General features: G+C 67.7%; 15 protein-coding genes and 4 tRNA genes. 6 read left to right on the forward strand and 13 right to left on the reverse strand.

Annotated features, from left to right (window positions below):
• The first annotated feature begins 117 nt into the window (after nt 1–117).
• Nucleotides 118–987, forward strand: coding sequence for a phosphotransferase (locus RIN18_RS06540; RefSeq protein ID WP_309103147.1), 870 nt, complete (start codon nt 118–120; stop codon nt 985–987).
• On the opposite strand, the gene RIN18_RS06545 is transcribed toward RIN18_RS06540, so the two are convergent.
• The 4 genes from RIN18_RS06545 to pdxS form a co-directional block, all read right to left on the reverse strand.
• Nucleotides 984–1,211, reverse strand: a complete 228-nt coding sequence (locus tag RIN18_RS06545) for a hypothetical protein (protein WP_309103148.1) — start codon at nt 1,209–1,211, stop codon at nt 984–986. The genes RIN18_RS06540 and RIN18_RS06545 overlap by 4 nt on opposite strands.
• A gap of 71 nt (nt 1,212–1,282) precedes the next feature.
• The gene (locus tag RIN18_RS06550; RefSeq protein ID WP_309103149.1) at nt 1,283–1,855 is read right to left on the reverse strand and encodes a hypothetical protein; all 573 of its coding nucleotides are present in this window, start codon (nt 1,853–1,855) and stop codon (nt 1,283–1,285) included.
• Between the two features lie 40 nt (nt 1,856–1,895).
• Entirely contained in the window at nt 1,896–2,501 is a 606-nt protein-coding gene (gene pdxT / locus RIN18_RS06555) for a pyridoxal 5'-phosphate synthase glutaminase subunit PdxT (RefSeq protein ID WP_309103150.1), read from the reverse strand.
• The gene (gene pdxS / locus RIN18_RS06560; RefSeq protein WP_309103151.1) at nt 2,491–3,393 is read right to left on the reverse strand and encodes a pyridoxal 5'-phosphate synthase lyase subunit PdxS; all 903 of its coding nucleotides are present in this window, start codon (nt 3,391–3,393) and stop codon (nt 2,491–2,493) included. The genes pdxT and pdxS overlap by 11 nt, the downstream gene beginning before the upstream one ends.
• Before the next feature lie 118 nt (nt 3,394–3,511).
• On the opposite strand from pdxS, the gene RIN18_RS06565 reads away from it, so the two are divergent.
• Entirely contained in the window at nt 3,512–4,819 is a 1,308-nt protein-coding gene (locus RIN18_RS06565; RefSeq protein ID WP_309103188.1) for an aminotransferase class I/II-fold pyridoxal phosphate-dependent enzyme, read from the forward strand.
• 28 nt (nt 4,820–4,847) lie between these two features.
• Nucleotides 4,848–5,699, forward strand: a complete 852-nt coding sequence (pdxY, locus tag RIN18_RS06570; RefSeq protein WP_309103152.1) for a pyridoxal kinase PdxY — start codon at nt 4,848–4,850, stop codon at nt 5,697–5,699.
• 36 nt (nt 5,700–5,735) lie between these two features.
• On the opposite strand, the gene RIN18_RS06575 is transcribed toward pdxY, so the two are convergent.
• The 4 genes from RIN18_RS06575 to RIN18_RS06590 all read right to left on the reverse strand — a co-directional run bounded on the left by RIN18_RS06575 (nt 5,736) and on the right by RIN18_RS06590 (nt 9,637).
• Complete coding sequence (locus RIN18_RS06575; RefSeq protein WP_309103153.1) at nt 5,736–6,284, reverse strand: HIT domain-containing protein; 549 nt, start codon at nt 6,282–6,284, stop codon at nt 5,736–5,738.
• A complete protein-coding gene (thrS, locus tag RIN18_RS06580; RefSeq protein ID WP_309103189.1) occupies nt 6,281–8,206 on the reverse strand; it encodes a threonine--tRNA ligase in 1,926 nt (641 codons plus the stop codon). The genes RIN18_RS06575 and thrS overlap by 4 nt, the downstream gene beginning before the upstream one ends.
• Before the next feature lie 138 nt (nt 8,207–8,344).
• Nucleotides 8,345–9,427, reverse strand: coding sequence for an FUSC family protein (locus tag RIN18_RS06585; RefSeq protein ID WP_309103154.1), 1,083 nt, complete (start codon nt 9,425–9,427; stop codon nt 8,345–8,347).
• Nucleotides 9,428–9,472: 45 nt separating this feature from the next.
• Entirely contained in the window at nt 9,473–9,637 is a 165-nt protein-coding gene (locus RIN18_RS06590) for a hypothetical protein (RefSeq protein ID WP_309103155.1), read from the reverse strand.
• A gap of 114 nt (nt 9,638–9,751) precedes the next feature.
• On the opposite strand from RIN18_RS06590, the gene RIN18_RS06595 reads away from it, so the two are divergent.
• A complete protein-coding gene (locus RIN18_RS06595) occupies nt 9,752–10,168 on the forward strand; it encodes a hypothetical protein (protein ID WP_309103156.1) in 417 nt (138 codons plus the stop codon).
• Between the two features lie 37 nt (nt 10,169–10,205).
• The gene (locus RIN18_RS06600; protein ID WP_309103157.1) at nt 10,206–11,555 is read left to right on the forward strand and encodes a deoxyribodipyrimidine photo-lyase; all 1,350 of its coding nucleotides are present in this window, start codon (nt 10,206–10,208) and stop codon (nt 11,553–11,555) included.
• A gap of 46 nt (nt 11,556–11,601) precedes the next feature.
• On the opposite strand, the gene RIN18_RS06605 is transcribed toward RIN18_RS06600, so the two are convergent.
• The 3 genes from RIN18_RS06605 to RIN18_RS06615 all read right to left on the reverse strand — a co-directional run bounded on the left by RIN18_RS06605 (nt 11,602) and on the right by RIN18_RS06615 (nt 11,896).
• Nucleotides 11,602–11,673, reverse strand: a tRNA-Val gene (locus RIN18_RS06605).
• Nucleotides 11,674–11,700: 27 nt separating this feature from the next.
• Nucleotides 11,701–11,771: transfer RNA gene (locus RIN18_RS06610), tRNA-Cys, on the reverse strand.
• Nucleotides 11,772–11,824: 53 nt separating this feature from the next.
• A tRNA-Gly gene (locus RIN18_RS06615) sits at nt 11,825–11,896 on the reverse strand.
• Nucleotides 11,897–12,045: 149 nt separating this feature from the next.
• On the opposite strand from RIN18_RS06615, the gene RIN18_RS06620 reads away from it, so the two are divergent.
• Nucleotides 12,046–12,121 (forward strand) — tRNA-Val (locus tag RIN18_RS06620).
• Here the strand turns inward: RIN18_RS06620 and RIN18_RS06625 are convergent.
• Both RIN18_RS06625 and RIN18_RS06630 read right to left on the reverse strand, forming a co-directional pair.
• Nucleotides 12,122–12,544 carry a DUF3224 domain-containing protein gene (locus tag RIN18_RS06625; protein WP_309103158.1) on the reverse strand — a complete coding sequence of 141 codons (423 nt, stop codon included), beginning with the start codon at nt 12,542–12,544 and terminating at the stop codon, nt 12,122–12,124.
• An 11-nt stretch (nt 12,545–12,555) separates the two neighbouring features.
• Entirely contained in the window at nt 12,556–13,107 is a 552-nt protein-coding gene (locus RIN18_RS06630) for an isochorismatase family protein (RefSeq protein WP_309103159.1), read from the reverse strand.
• Between the last annotated feature and the right edge of the window lie 15 nt (nt 13,108–13,122).

Below are 13,122 nucleotides of genomic sequence, written 5' to 3' on the forward strand. Positions count from 1 at the left end.
CCGGAACTGCTCTGCTACTTTCGTGTCGGAGACACTCCGTCTCAGGTGGAGGGGAATGAGGACGCGGTGCACGGGGCTGATCGACGCCGACCTGCGTGGCAAACGCTGCCCGCCGCGATGCGCGCGACAGTCATCGACCATATCGGCGGTGCTTACGAATCGGACTCTCCGTCGCACCGTGGATTCGGTGCCGGCTACGCCGGGGTCGTGCAGACGACCGAAGGGCGCGCATTCGTGAAAGCGGTGTCCGCCGACGGCCACGCAGACTCGCTCGGATTCCTGCGGCAGGAGATGAGCGTGCTGAGCGCGATTCCCGCGACGTTATTTCCCACTCTCCGACTGTGCGTCGACAGCGAGGACGGCGCGGCGCTCGTCCTCGATCCGATCGACGGCGAGCACCCCGGCTCCCCGTGGACCGTCGGTCAGCTCGATGCGATTGCCGCAGCCATGGCCGAGCTCGCCGCCGCGGCCGCGCCCATCTCCTTACCGGATGCGAGCGAAGCAGTAGTGCCGCGTTACACGCGATGGCAGGACATCGCGCGTGATGAGGCCATGCTGCACGGACTGCCGCTCGCCATCCGCGCACGCCTCCCGGCGCTCCTCGAGATCGAGCGCGAGTTGGCTGCGACCATCGCCGGCGATTCGGTCATGCACAACGATCTTCGCGCCGACAACATCCTGCTCCACGACGGCACTGCTCACCTGCTTGACTGGCCGCACGCCCTGCGAGCGGCGCCGTGGGCCGACCTGCCCGTACTGTTGCCCAGCATCGAATCCGGCGGAGGCCCGCGATGCGAGGCAGCATGGCAGATTTTCCGAAGACATGGCGCACCGTCGCCCGAAGCACTGCTGCCGATCGCGGTCGGGTTCGCGTCGTTCCTCTGGCACGGGCAGTCGCTGCCGGAGATCCCCGAGATTCCCGGTCTGCGCCGATTTCAGCGGGATCAAGCCCGCGCGGCGTTGCGCTGGATCTCGACGATGCTCTAGTCGTTCTCGCCGACGGAACCCGACCGGCGCCGAGCCGCGTCGATGTACGCGGTCGCGGGCAGCGCGAGCGGCGCGTCCATGTCGGCATCCGGCATCCAGCTGTCCCACCCCTCGTCGAGCGGCCACGACGCGGATTCGATGAAATCGCGACCGGCGGCATCCGCCAGCGCGCGCACGGCTTCGGCCTCAGCCGGAGAGAATCTCCCCTGCTCGACCGCCGCCACCAGCTCGTCCGCGTCCTTGAGCCAGACGTCTTCCGACCCGGGGTGCTCGGCGTCGATCCACAGATCCAGGATCAGGTCGCCGGTCGTGATGCCGCGTGCGCCGTCTCCTGCAGCCCGCCGCCGATGAGGAACTCGAGATTCACGTACGCGCCGTCCGGGCTGTCGTCGTCGCGGCGGAAGAACCACACCGACCACGGCTTCCCCGACGGCGCGACACGCAGCACGCCGGGACCGGTCCACGTGGCTTCCCGCATGACCCATGGAACCCGGAACCGCGATTCCAGCGGCACGTCACGCGTTCGACGTCCGTCTGCCGGAGCCGCCTCCAGCCTCTGCGATCCCGACGGGATCCACACCACGAGGCCGCGGGCGTCATCACGCACGACCCGCGCCACCTCGACATGGCGTCGGTACTGCCAGAGGATGACCTCGCCGGGAATGAACCGCGGGGCGCCGGGCGTATCCGACGGCACCTCGCCTGCGAGGCCGGGACCGACAGCCGGACGCGCATCGACGGTCGCGATCGCCGCATCGAGAGGGATCTCGGAGGTCGCGAGGCGACTCCACCCCTCACCGCGTCGGCCGATGAGCTCGACGACGCCGCCGCTCGAGCTGACATCGGTGGTTCCGATCGGCACACGCATGCCGCAACGCTACCAAGCCGGACCGATCGGCCCCGTCGCCTCACTGCCGACGCGAGACCCGCGACAGGAAGAGCTCGTGGAATCGGGTTTCGCCGGTGATCTCCGGGTGAAAGCTCAGTCCGAGCAGGTCTCCCTGCTCCACCGCGACGACACGGCCGTCATCGAGCGCTGCGAGCACGGATGCCGCTTCGCCGACGCTCTCGATCACCGGTCCTCGGATGAAGGCGGCGTGCACCGGCTCCGCGCCCAGGACCGGCACGTCGAGTCGAGCCTCGAACGACTCCACCTGACGGCCGAAAGCGTTGCGCCGCACGGTCACATCGAGCCCGCCGAACGACTCCTGGCCGTCGATCGCGTCGACGAGCCGATCGGCCAGCATGATGAGTCCCGCACACGTGCCCAGCACCGGCATCCCGTCCTGGATGGCGGCTCGGATCGGCTCCTGCATCCCGAAGATCCGAGAGAGCTTGTCGATGACGCTGGATTCTCCGCCCGGGATCACCAGACCGTCGACGGCGGCGAGCTCCTCGGGCCTGCGCACCAGACGGACGTCCGCGCCGAGGCCGGTGAGCACGGCGGCATGCTCGCGCACGTCACCCTGCAACGCGAGCACGCCGACTCGCGGCGCGGAGCTGCTACCAGCCACGCTCTGCGAGGCGGTGCGGCGCCGGAAGGTCGGAGACGTTGATGCCGACCATCGCCTCGCCGAGACCGCGCGAAACCTCGGCGATGACCTTGGCGTCGTCGTAGAAGGTGGTCGCCTTGACGATCGCCTTGGCACGCTCCGCCGGGTTCCCCGACTTGAAGATCCCGGAACCGACGAAGACGCCGTCCGCTCCGAGCTGCATCATCATCGCGGCATCCGCGGGGGTGGCGACGCCGCCGGCGACGAAGAGGACGACCGGAAGCGTCCCGGTCTCGGCGATCTCTGCGACGAGGTCGTAGGGGGCCTGCAGTTCCTTGGCGGCGACGAAGAGCTCATCCTTCCGCAGCGCGGTGAGAGCCGCGATCTCGCCACGGATCTTGCGGATGTGCTTCATCGCCTCGGAGACGTCACCGGTGCCGGCTTCACCCTTGGAGCGGATCATCGCGGCGCCCTCGTTGATACGGCGGAGGGCCTCACCGAGATTGGTGGCCCCGCACACGAACGGCACCGTGAAACCGAACTTGTCGATGTGGTTGACGTAGTCGGCGGGCGAGAGCACCTCGGACTCGTCGATGTAGTCGACGCCGAGCTCCTGAAGCACCTGTGCCTCGACGAAGTGACCGATGCGCGCCTTGGCCATCACCGGAATCGACACCGCATCGATGATGCTGTCGATCATGTCGGGGTCGCTCATGCGGGATACGCCCCCCTGGGCGCGGATGTCGGCGGGGACCCGTTCCAGCGCCATCACGGCGACGGCGCCGGCATCCTCGGCGATCTTCGCCTGCTCCGCGGTGACGACGTCCATGATGACGCCACCCTTGAGCATCTCGGCGAGGCCGCGCTTGACGCGCGAGGATCCGGTGGTCAGGTTCTGGTCGGTGGCGGTCATCGCAGTCCTCTCGGTGTGATCTCTCGCTCGAATCGGTGGTGATTCAATGAAAGTTTTGATCTATGACAAACGCTAGCACTCTTCCGGGCGATCTAGACTCAGCATGACGAGGGGTGACATGGACGACGAGATCACAGGGACGACGGCTGCCGACATCGCGGCGAGCGTTCGATCGCTCTTGGAGCGCGGATTGCTCAGCCACGGAAGCGTGCTTCCCCCCGTGCGGGAACTCGCGCAGACCCTCGGCGTCAACCGAAACACCGCTGTCGCGGCCTACCGGCAGCTCGCTCAGGCAGGACTCGTCGTTTCCCGCGGGCGTGCCGGCACCATCGTCGCCGGCGGTGACTCCGTCGCGCAAGAGGGGTACGCCGCTGACACCGTGCTGCGCGACATCGGAACCGGCAACCCGGACCCCCGGCTCATCCCCGACCCGACCCCGGCGCTGGCGACGGTCACCGGGCGGCCCGTGCTCTACGGCGAGCCCGTCATCGACAGTGCACTCGACGACTGGGCGCGCGCGTGGGTCTCATCCGACCTCCACGGAGCCGACTTCCGCATCACCATCACCAGTGGCGCGGTGGATGCCGTGGAGCGCCTGCTCGCGCAGGCGCTGATGCGCGATGACGCGGTCGCGCTGGAGGATCCCTGCTTCCTCGCCAGCATCCACACGGTGCGACTCGGCGGCTATCGAGCCGCACCCGTGGCCGTCGACGCCGAGGGGATGACGGTCGACGGCCTGCGCGCGGCCCTCGACGCCGGTGTGCGCGCGATCATCTGCACGCCGCGGGCGCAGAACCCGACCGGAGCGAGTCTCAGCGCTCGCCGAGCAGCCGTGCTGCGCACAGTCCTCGCCGAGCATCCCTACGTGCTGATCATCGAGGACGACCACTTCTCGATGCTCTCGCAGCGGCCGTACGAAACGCTGATCGGGGCGGGTCATCGACGTTTCGCCCTCGTGCGGTCGGTGTCGAAGTTCCTGGGACCCGACATGTGCCTCGCGGTCGCCGCGACCGACCCGGAGACCGCCGATCGCCTGGCGATGCGCCTGAGCCCCGGCACGACCTGGGTGAGTCACCTGCTGCAGCGTCTCACACTCGCCCAGCTCACCGACGACGAGGTCGCCGCCCGGATAACGTCTGCCGGGCGCCACTACGCAGAGCGCAACGAGGCTTTCGCCGAGAGACTGCGGGCGCACGGGATCGGCGTCGTCCCCGGCGACGGCCTGAGTCTCTGGGTCGAACTCCCCCGGCCGGCGCGCGTCGTCTCCGAGCGGCTGATGCGACGGGGGTGGCTGGTGCGCACGGGCGACGACTTCGTGCTCGACGAGCGCGCCATGCCCTCCCGCCACCTGCGCCTCACGGTTCACGACCTGCCGGACGCCGACGCTGACACGCTCGTGGACGACCTCGCGGCGGCGATCCGCTGACCGCATCGCGAAGTGAGAAGATCGAAGGATGAAGATCCTCTCGATCCAGTCGGCCGTCGCCTATGGCCACGTCGGAAACTCGGCCGCCGTGTTCCCGCTGCAGCGAATCGGCGTCGAGGTGCTGCCGGTGTACACCGTGAACTTCTCGAACCACACCGGTTACGGTGCCTGGCGCGGACCCTTGATCGCCCCCGACGACGTCCGTGAGGTCATCACCGGCATCGAGGAGCGGGGCGTCTTCGGCCAGGTAGATGCCGTGCTGTCCGGCTACCAGGGCGGTGAGGGCATCGGCGACGTGATCATCGACGCCGTCGCACGGGTCAAGACCGCCAACCCCGCCGCGGTGTACGCCTGCGACCCCGTCATGGGCAACGCGAAGTCCGGGTGCTTCGTCGCGCCGGCGATCCCGGTGCTGCTGAGAGAGCGCGTGGTGCCGGTCGCCGACATCATCACCCCGAACCAGTTCGAGCTCGGCTTCCTCACCGAGACCGAGCCCGACACGCTCGAGTCGACGCTGGAGTCCGTCGACCTCGCGAGGGCGATGGGACCGCGCACCGTGCTGGTCACCAGCGTCGAGCGCCCCGACCGCGAGGAGGGCACGATCGAGATGATGGCCGTCGACGATCAGGGTGCGTGGATCGTGCAGACGCCGCACCTTCCGATGAAGGCGAACGGATCCGGCGATGTCACGGCGGCGCTGTTCACCGCGCACTACGTCGAGACCGGCAGTGCGCAGACGGCTCTGGAGCGCACGGCGTCCAGCGTCTTCGATCTGCTGAAGGCGACGCTCGACTCGGGCGAGCGCGAACTGCAGCTCGTCGAGTCGCAGGAGTACTACGCGAACCCGCGGATGCAGTTCACCGCCCGTCAGGTGCGCTGACGCTCGCAGGCGCCTGCCCCGCGAGCGCGGCACCCCTCACACGGGCCAGGCGTCAGCCACTGCTTCCCGCACTTCGCCCAGAAGCTGCGGCAGCGCCTTCGTCTTGGCGATGATCGGGAAGAAGTTGGCGTCCGTCGCCCATCGCGGCACGATGTGCTGGTGAAGGTGCTCGGCCACACCCGCACCCGCGACCACACCCTGGTTCATGCCCAGGTTGAAGCCGTCGCAGTGGGAGACCTCGCGCAGCACGCGCATCGCGGTCTGGGTGAGCGCGCCGATCTCGGCGACCTCCTCGGGTGTCGCCTGATCGTAGGTCGCGATGTGGCGGTAGGGGCACACGAGCAGGTGCCCGGAGTTGTACGGGAAGAGGTTCAGCAGCACGAACGCCGTCGTGCCGCGCGCCACGATCAGTCGCTCGGCATCCGGATACCTCGGTGCTTCGCAGAAGGGGCATTCCTCCCGCAGCGGCTCCGGGCCCGCCTTGATGTAGGCCATCCGGTGGGGCGTCCACAGCCGCTGGAACTCATCCGGTACACCGACCAGGTGCCCGGCATCCTCCAGCGGGTGCTGCGGTGCGTCCGTCACCCCAGGTCCCCTGCCGTCTGCACGAGAATGTGCTCGTCGATCGCGGAACGGATGCGGGCGACGGCGTCGGAGATCGGCACGCCGTTCTCCTGCGAGCCGTCTCGGTAGCGGAACGAGACAGTGCCGGCGGCTCGATCCTGCTCCCCCGCGATCAGCAGCAGTGGGACCTTGCCGGTGGTGTGGGTACGGATCTTCTTCTGCATCCGGTCGTCAGAGGTGTCGAGTTCGGCACGCACCCCGGCGTCGCGCAGCGTGCGGATCACCTCGCCGAGGTAGTCGGCGAATTCGTCCGCCACCGGGATGCCGACGACCTGCAACGGCGACAGCCACACCGGGAAGTCACCGGCATAGTGCTCCAGCAGGATGGCGAAGAACCGCTCGATCGAGCCGAACAGCGCGCGGTGGATCATGATCGGGCGCTTCTTCTGCCCGTCCCTGTCCATGAACTCCAGGTCGAAGCGCTCGGGCAGGTTCGGGTCGACCTGCACCGTCGAGAGCTGCCAGACGCGGCCGATCGCGTCACGCGTCTTGAGGTCGATCTTGGGGCCGTAGAACGCGGCCTCTCCCGGCACCTCTGTCAGCTTGAGACCCGACGCGAGCGCGACCCGGCGCAACGCATCCGTGGACGATTCCCAGAACTCGTCGGACCCGATCCACTTCGACTTCTCGTCGTCCTTCATCGACAGCTCGAGCTCGAACTCGGTCAGGCCGAAGTCGCGCAGCATCGAGAGGATGAAATCGAGGACCTTGGCGACTTCCTCCTCCAACTGATCGGGGGTCACGAACAGGTGGGAGTCGTCCTGAGTGAAGCCCCGAACGCGGGTGAGACCGTGCAGGGCGCCGGAGAGCTCGTTCCGGTACACGGTGCCGTTCTCGGCGAAGCGGAGCGGAAGGTCGCGGTAGCTGCGTGCGCGCTCCTTGTAGATCAGGATATGCATCGGGCAGTTCATGGGCTTCAGGTAGTAGTCCTGGCCCTGCTTGGTGATCTCGCCGCTCTCGTCGCGCTCCTCGTCCATCACGATCGGAGGGAACATGCCCTCCTTGTACGTGACGAGGTGGTTCGAGGTGAGGAAGAGGTCCTCCTTCGAGATGTGCGGCGTGTACACGTAGGTGTAGCCGCCCTCAATGTGGCGCTTGCGTGCGTGCTGCTCCATCTCACCGCGGATCATGCCGCCGCGGGGGTGCCAGACGGAGAGGCCGGATCCGATCTCCTCGGGGAATGAGAACAGGTCGAGTTCCTTGCCGAGCCGGCGGTGGTCGCGCTTGGCGGCTTCCTCGAGACGGTGCTGGTAGGCGCGCAGTTCGTCCTTCGTCGGCCAGGCGGTGCCGTAGATGCGCTGCAGCTGCGGGTTCTTCTCGCTTCCGCGCCAGTAGGCGGCGGCGATGCGGGTGAGGTCCCACCCGTTACCGATCATCCGCGTGCTGGGCAGGTGCGGTCCGCGGCAGAGGTCCTTCCAGACCACGTCGCCGTCGCGCGTGGTGTTGTCGTAGATGGTGAGCTCGCCCTCGCCGACCTCGACCGACGCGCCCTCTGCCGCCTCCTTGCCGCCCTTCAGCCCGATGAGCTCGAGCTTGAACGGCTCGTTCGCGAGCTCGGCCCGTGCCTCCTCGTCGGTGACCACGCGGCGCACGAAGCGCTGCCCTTCGCGCACGATGCGCTGCATCTCCTTCGTGATCGCCTTGAGGTCTTCCGGGGTGAACGGCTCATCGACGCCGAAGTCGTAGTAGAACCCGTCGGTGATGGGCGGACCGATCCCAAGATTCGCCTGCGGGTTGATGCGCTGCACCGCCTGGGCGAGCACATGCGCCGTCGAGTGGCGGAGGATGCTGAGCCCGTCAGGGCTGTCGATCGTGACGGGCTCGACGTCGTCGGCGTCTGTCACTGTGGTCGCGAGGTCCTTGAGCGTGCCGTTGACGCGCATGGCGACGACGGATCGGTCAGAGAACAGGGCGAAGCCGTCTTTCGGCTGAGCATCTTCAGGCACAGAGGATCTCCATCTCGGGGTCGCCTCCAGGTTACTCGCCCTCGCCTGCCGGCTCGGTCGCGCTGACGCTCCGGATCAGTCCGCCGGGGCGTCGACGAACTCCCTGGAAGCGTCGACGATCCGGCACACGCAGACGGCAGCAGCGTACGCGAAGGCGCGAGTGTACGCCGGCGCGTCGGCGGGCGAGGCCAACCGCCCCAGTTCCGCGACGGCAGCATCGAGGGCATCGCCCGCGGTCTGCAGCCGATTCTCTGCGGTCGAGTCGTTCGGCGGGGCCGCGACGAGATCGGCGCTCGCCCGCACCGCGTCCGACAGCACCCGCCAGGTCTCCAGATCCGAACCGCGACTCTCCGCGCCCGCCTGCGCGAGGATCTCGGCGAGTTCGATCGTCGCCCGCGTGGTGCGCTCCAGCGCTCGAAGTCGAAGCGCATTGAGCCGGCGGTCAGCTGCGCGCCCCCGACTGCGCGGGTTGCCGCGGCTGCTCTCCTCTGCCACATTGACCTCGTCGGCGGCATCGGCCAGCAGGTCGGCCAGCTCGCGAGCGGAACCACTGATGCGCTCGCTGTCGATCTCCCTGTCGTCAAGTGCGTCCGCGACATCGCGCAGCACGTCGCGAGCGGCATCCCGGAGCGACGTGAGCTGCTCCGACGCCCGCCGGAGGTAGAGCGGCGGCACGATCAGGAGGTTCGTGAAGACCCCGATGACGACCCCGAACCCCATCGTCAGCAGATACGACAACGAGAACTGCTCCGCGTCGAGGCCGCCGATGAGCAGGACGAACAGCGCCGCGACGGCGACCAGGTCGCGACCGGCCCCCAGAGCCGTCACTCCCCCGATGACGATCCCGACGCCGATCACCAGAGCGATCGCCACGACGCCAGGGGCGCCGGCGAAGACCAGTCCAAGTCCGCCGAGTCCCAGAGCGATCCCGATGCCGAGGCCGAGGAGCGACTGCGCACCGGCGCGCGCGGAACCCGCGACGGTCGGGTACATGCTCACCAGCACGCCGAGCGGCGCGTAATAGGAATACGCGCTGTCCGCGAAGGGAACGTACGGGGCAAGCAACCAGGCGACGGATGCCGCGACGGCGGCCTTCACAGCGAGGATCAGGCGTTCACCGCGGATGGCGTCGCTACGCCATGTCGCGAAACCGCGCATCACGCCCCCTGCCCGCGGCGTCGCCCCTCGGCGCGGGAGACGCGCTCAGGGAAGATCCTCGAGGTCGATCCGATCACCTGGCTCGTCGTCGTCTGCCGTCGCCAGTGGGGACCTCGCCTCGCGCAACGGATCATCGCTCTGCGGGCGCGGCGCTGTCCCGTGCGAGTTGAGCGGCTGGTCCTCGTCCGGTGTCGTGGATGAATCTGACATCGTCGTCCTCTCGAAGGCGTCGAGGCCACACTTCCTCATCATCACGAGACTGCCAGGGGCCTTGACATCGCGAGGAGGACCGACCCGCCGGCACCGGGCATGTACCGTGAACGGATGATCAGAGCTGTCGCACGGTGGACCCTCGCGATCGCACTCGGGGCGATGGGCATCGCCCACTTCGTTGCCACCCGCGGCTTTCGCATCGTGGTGCCCGACTGGGCGACGCGCCTGACCCGGCTCGACAAGGATGCGATCGTGATCGCCTCCGGAGTTGTCGAGCTCGCGCTGGCGGCCGGTCTGCTGGCACTGCCCCGAGAGCGACGCCGGATCGGATGCGCGACGGCGGCGTTCTTCGTCGCGGTGTTCCCGGGAAACGTCCACCAGTGGCGGACGGGACGGTCTGCGCCGGGGCTCGACACCGACACGAAGCGGCTGGGACGACTCTTCCTTCAGCCCGTCTTCGTGCTCTGGGCGCTGTGGTCCACCGGCAGCCGCGCGCCTCGCCCGCGCTCGCGCCGCGCGATCCGGTGACGCTGCTCGAGGACAGCGATCCGAGCACAATGGTCCGATGGATTCCCCCTCGATCGTGTGGTTCCGCGATGACCTCCGGCTCGCCGACAACCCCGCGCTGCAGGCCGCGATCGATCGAGGCGAACCGGTCGTCGCTCTGTATGTGCTCGATGAGGAGTCCGCGGGCATCCGGCCCCTCGGCGGTGCCGCGCGCTGGTGGTTGCATCACTCTCTCGCGTCCCTCCGGGAGCGTCTGCGCGAGCGCGGTGCGACGCTCGTGCTGCGCCGCGGACCGGCTGAGCGTGTCGTGCGGCAGACCGTCGACGAGGCCGGAGCCACTGCCGTCTTCTGGAACCGCCGGTATGGCGGCGCAGAGCGCGCTGTCGACGCGAACCTGAAGTCATCGCTGCGGGCTGACGGGGTGAGCGTCGCATCCTTCGCCGGATCGCTGCTCCACGAGCCGTGGACGCTCGCGACCGGCGCGGGTACGCACTACTCGGTGTTCACGCCGTTCTGGCGGGCATGCCTCTCGCTGCCGACGCCCCGTGCGCCCCTGCCGGAGCCGGGTGAGATCGACGGATTCCGAAGCAACGCGGTATCGGACTCCCTCGATGACTGGCACCTGCTGCCGACCGACCCCGACTGGACCGGTGGTCTTCGAGACGCGTGGGACCCCGGAGAACCGGCAGCACGCGGCCGCCTGCAGGAGTTCCTCGGGCGCGACCTCGCCGCCTACGACCGCGCGCGCGACGAGCCGGCCGCCGGCGCGACGTCGCTGCTGTCTCCACGGCTGCGATGGGGCGAGCTGAGCCCGTTCACCGTCTGGCACGAGTCGGCGGCCGTCGACGGTGCGGGCGGCTTCCTGTCGGAGCTCGGCTGGCGCGAGTTCGCGTGGCACACGCTGTACCACTTTCCCGAGCTCGCGACGAAGAATCTCCACCCGGAATTCGACTCCTTTCCCTGGCCCCCTTTGCAGAAGTCGCATCTTCGTGCCTGGCAGCAGGGCCGGACCGGCATCCCGCTCGTCGACGCCGGGATGCGGGAGCTCTGGCACACCGGTCACATGCACAATCGCATTCGGATGGTGACGGCATCGTTCCTCGTCAAGAACCTGCTCATCGACTGGCGCCGCGGTGAGGAGTGGTTCTGGGACACGCTCGTCGACGCCGACGGCGCGAACAACGCATTCAACTGGCAGTGGGTCGCCGGCTCCGGTGCTGACGCCGCACCGTACTTCCGGATCTTCAACCCGCTGTTGCAAGCGAAGAAGTTCGACGCCCAGGGTCTTTATGTCAGGCAGTGGGCTGAGGACTCCCCCAATGAGCCGATCGTCGACCTCGGCGAGACGCGAAAGGCGGCCCTCGCAGCGTACGACGTGGTCAAGCGATCTGCCGGAGGAAGCGAATGATCCCGCTGGATACGAAAAACCCCCGGTGAGCCGGGGGTTTCGTCTGTGCGCGATACTGGGATCGAACCAGTGACCTCTTCCGTGTCAGGGAAGCGCGCTACCGCTGCGCCAATCGCGCCCGTATGGGCTATTCACTTGTATGGCGAGGTGGCGACGGGATTCGAACCCGTGTAAACGGCTTTGCAGGCCGGTGCCTAGCCGCTCGGCCACGCCACCGTGTGGATTGACCCCACGTGCTTCGAGCCTCGATGAGAAACTCACTGCACTCGAGCGGATGACGAGATTCGAACTCGCGACCCTCACCTTGGCAAGGTGATGCGCTACCACTGCGCTACATCCGCATTCGTTCCCGGTTCACCCGGGCACTCATGAAACATTAGCTGAAAATCGACGCTCGGCCAAACTCAAACCGAATCTCGCGCGTGTCTCCTGAGGTGGTCAGCGTCACGCCTCCTGGTCGGGTAATATCGAGGGCGACCCTACGGGTCATGGGCGATTGGCGCAGTTGGTAGCGCGCTTCCTTCACACGGAAGAGGTCATCGGTTCGAGTCCGGTATCGCCCACCATCACCGCGATTTCTCGGCCGGAATGTCGTACTCGAAGACGATCTCATGTCCGCCGTCCGCACCGACCGCGATCCGTCCGACCCCGGTGATGCCGTGAAGCCCGGCCGTGCCGCTCTCCGGAACGACGGTGAAGTGCTCCTGGTACCGGTCGCTGCCTCGGGTCGCCGCGGAGTGGATGTAGTTGAAGGTTCCCGCGACGCCGTTCAGCGATCCTTCGAACGACTCCAGTGCCACGTAGCTTCCGAAGCCCCGATCCTGGTCGAATGCCGAGACGAACACCGTACTCGATCGTCCGGTGACACCTCCGGTGTATTGCTTCTGCATGATCGCGATGCCTGTGGGCAACGCGGTGGCGATGGTGGTGTCCGATTCGATGGTCGACGGCTGGAAGGCCGTGACGGTGAAGGTTCCCGATGCCTGCATGCCATCACCCTTCAAAACGTCATCTCGACCGTCGAGACGACCTTGCCGGTTCTGCCCGGCGCCGCCTGGAACGACCAGTACAGGTTGGTGTGGGCGATCACCTCAGCCGGTGACGGTGCACCCCAGGTGCTGAGGTCATCGGTCGTGTGAGCGTCGGAGACCAGCGTGACGTCATACCCCCGGGTGAAGCCGCCGTGAAGGGTGGACCGCACGCACGCATCGGTCTGCGCGCCCGTGACGATGAGGTGCCCGGCGTTCGCGTCGGCGAGCACCTGCTCGAGTTCGGTCGCTTCGAAGGAATCGCCGTACTCCTTGCGGACGATGACCTCGTCGGGAGCAGGATCCAGCTCGGGGACGATCTGCCAGGCGTCGCTCCCCAACGGCAGCTCACCGGACGAATGCTGCACCCACACCACCGGAACGGATTCTCGGCGCGCTCGACCGACCAGCGATGCGACATTGGCCAGGACGGCGTCGCGCTCATGGGCGGCGGCCAGGACGCCGTTCTGCGCGTCGATGACGAGAAGTGCACTCCGTGGGCGTTCGGCGGCGAGTGTCATCATGGGCTCCATCGTGTC

This window comes from Microbacterium sp., from assembly GCF_031179285.1.
GTDB lineage: Bacteria > Actinomycetota > Actinomycetes > Actinomycetales > Microbacteriaceae > Microbacterium.

Coding starts and splice junctions, on each gene's coding strand:
- RIN18_RS06540 (WP_309103147.1), top strand. CDS start 118: ATGCGCGCGACAGTCATCGACCATATCGGCGGTGCTTACGAATCGGAC.
- RIN18_RS06550 (WP_309103149.1), bottom strand. CDS start 1,855: ATGCGTGTGCCGATCGGAACCACCGATGTCAGCTCGAGCGGCGGCGTC.
- pdxS (WP_309103151.1), bottom strand. CDS start 3,393: ATGACCGCCACCGACCAGAACCTGACCACCGGATCCTCGCGCGTCAAG.
- RIN18_RS06565 (WP_309103188.1), top strand. CDS start 3,512: ATGGACGACGAGATCACAGGGACGACGGCTGCCGACATCGCGGCGAGC.
- pdxY (WP_309103152.1), top strand. CDS start 4,848: ATGAAGATCCTCTCGATCCAGTCGGCCGTCGCCTATGGCCACGTCGGA.
- thrS (WP_309103189.1), bottom strand. CDS start 8,206: ATGCGCGTCAACGGCACGCTCAAGGACCTCGCGACCACAGTGACAGAC.
- RIN18_RS06585 (WP_309103154.1), bottom strand. CDS start 9,427: ATGCGCGGTTTCGCGACATGGCGTAGCGACGCCATCCGCGGTGAACGC.
- RIN18_RS06590 (WP_309103155.1), bottom strand. CDS start 9,637: ATGTCAGATTCATCCACGACACCGGACGAGGACCAGCCGCTCAACTCG.
- RIN18_RS06595 (WP_309103156.1), top strand. CDS start 9,752: ATGATCAGAGCTGTCGCACGGTGGACCCTCGCGATCGCACTCGGGGCG.
- RIN18_RS06600 (WP_309103157.1), top strand. CDS start 10,206: ATGGATTCCCCCTCGATCGTGTGGTTCCGCGATGACCTCCGGCTCGCC.
- RIN18_RS06625 (WP_309103158.1), bottom strand. CDS start 12,544: ATGCAGGCATCGGGAACCTTCACCGTCACGGCCTTCCAGCCGTCGACC.
- RIN18_RS06630 (WP_309103159.1), bottom strand. CDS start 13,107: ATGATGACACTCGCCGCCGAACGCCCACGGAGTGCACTTCTCGTCATC.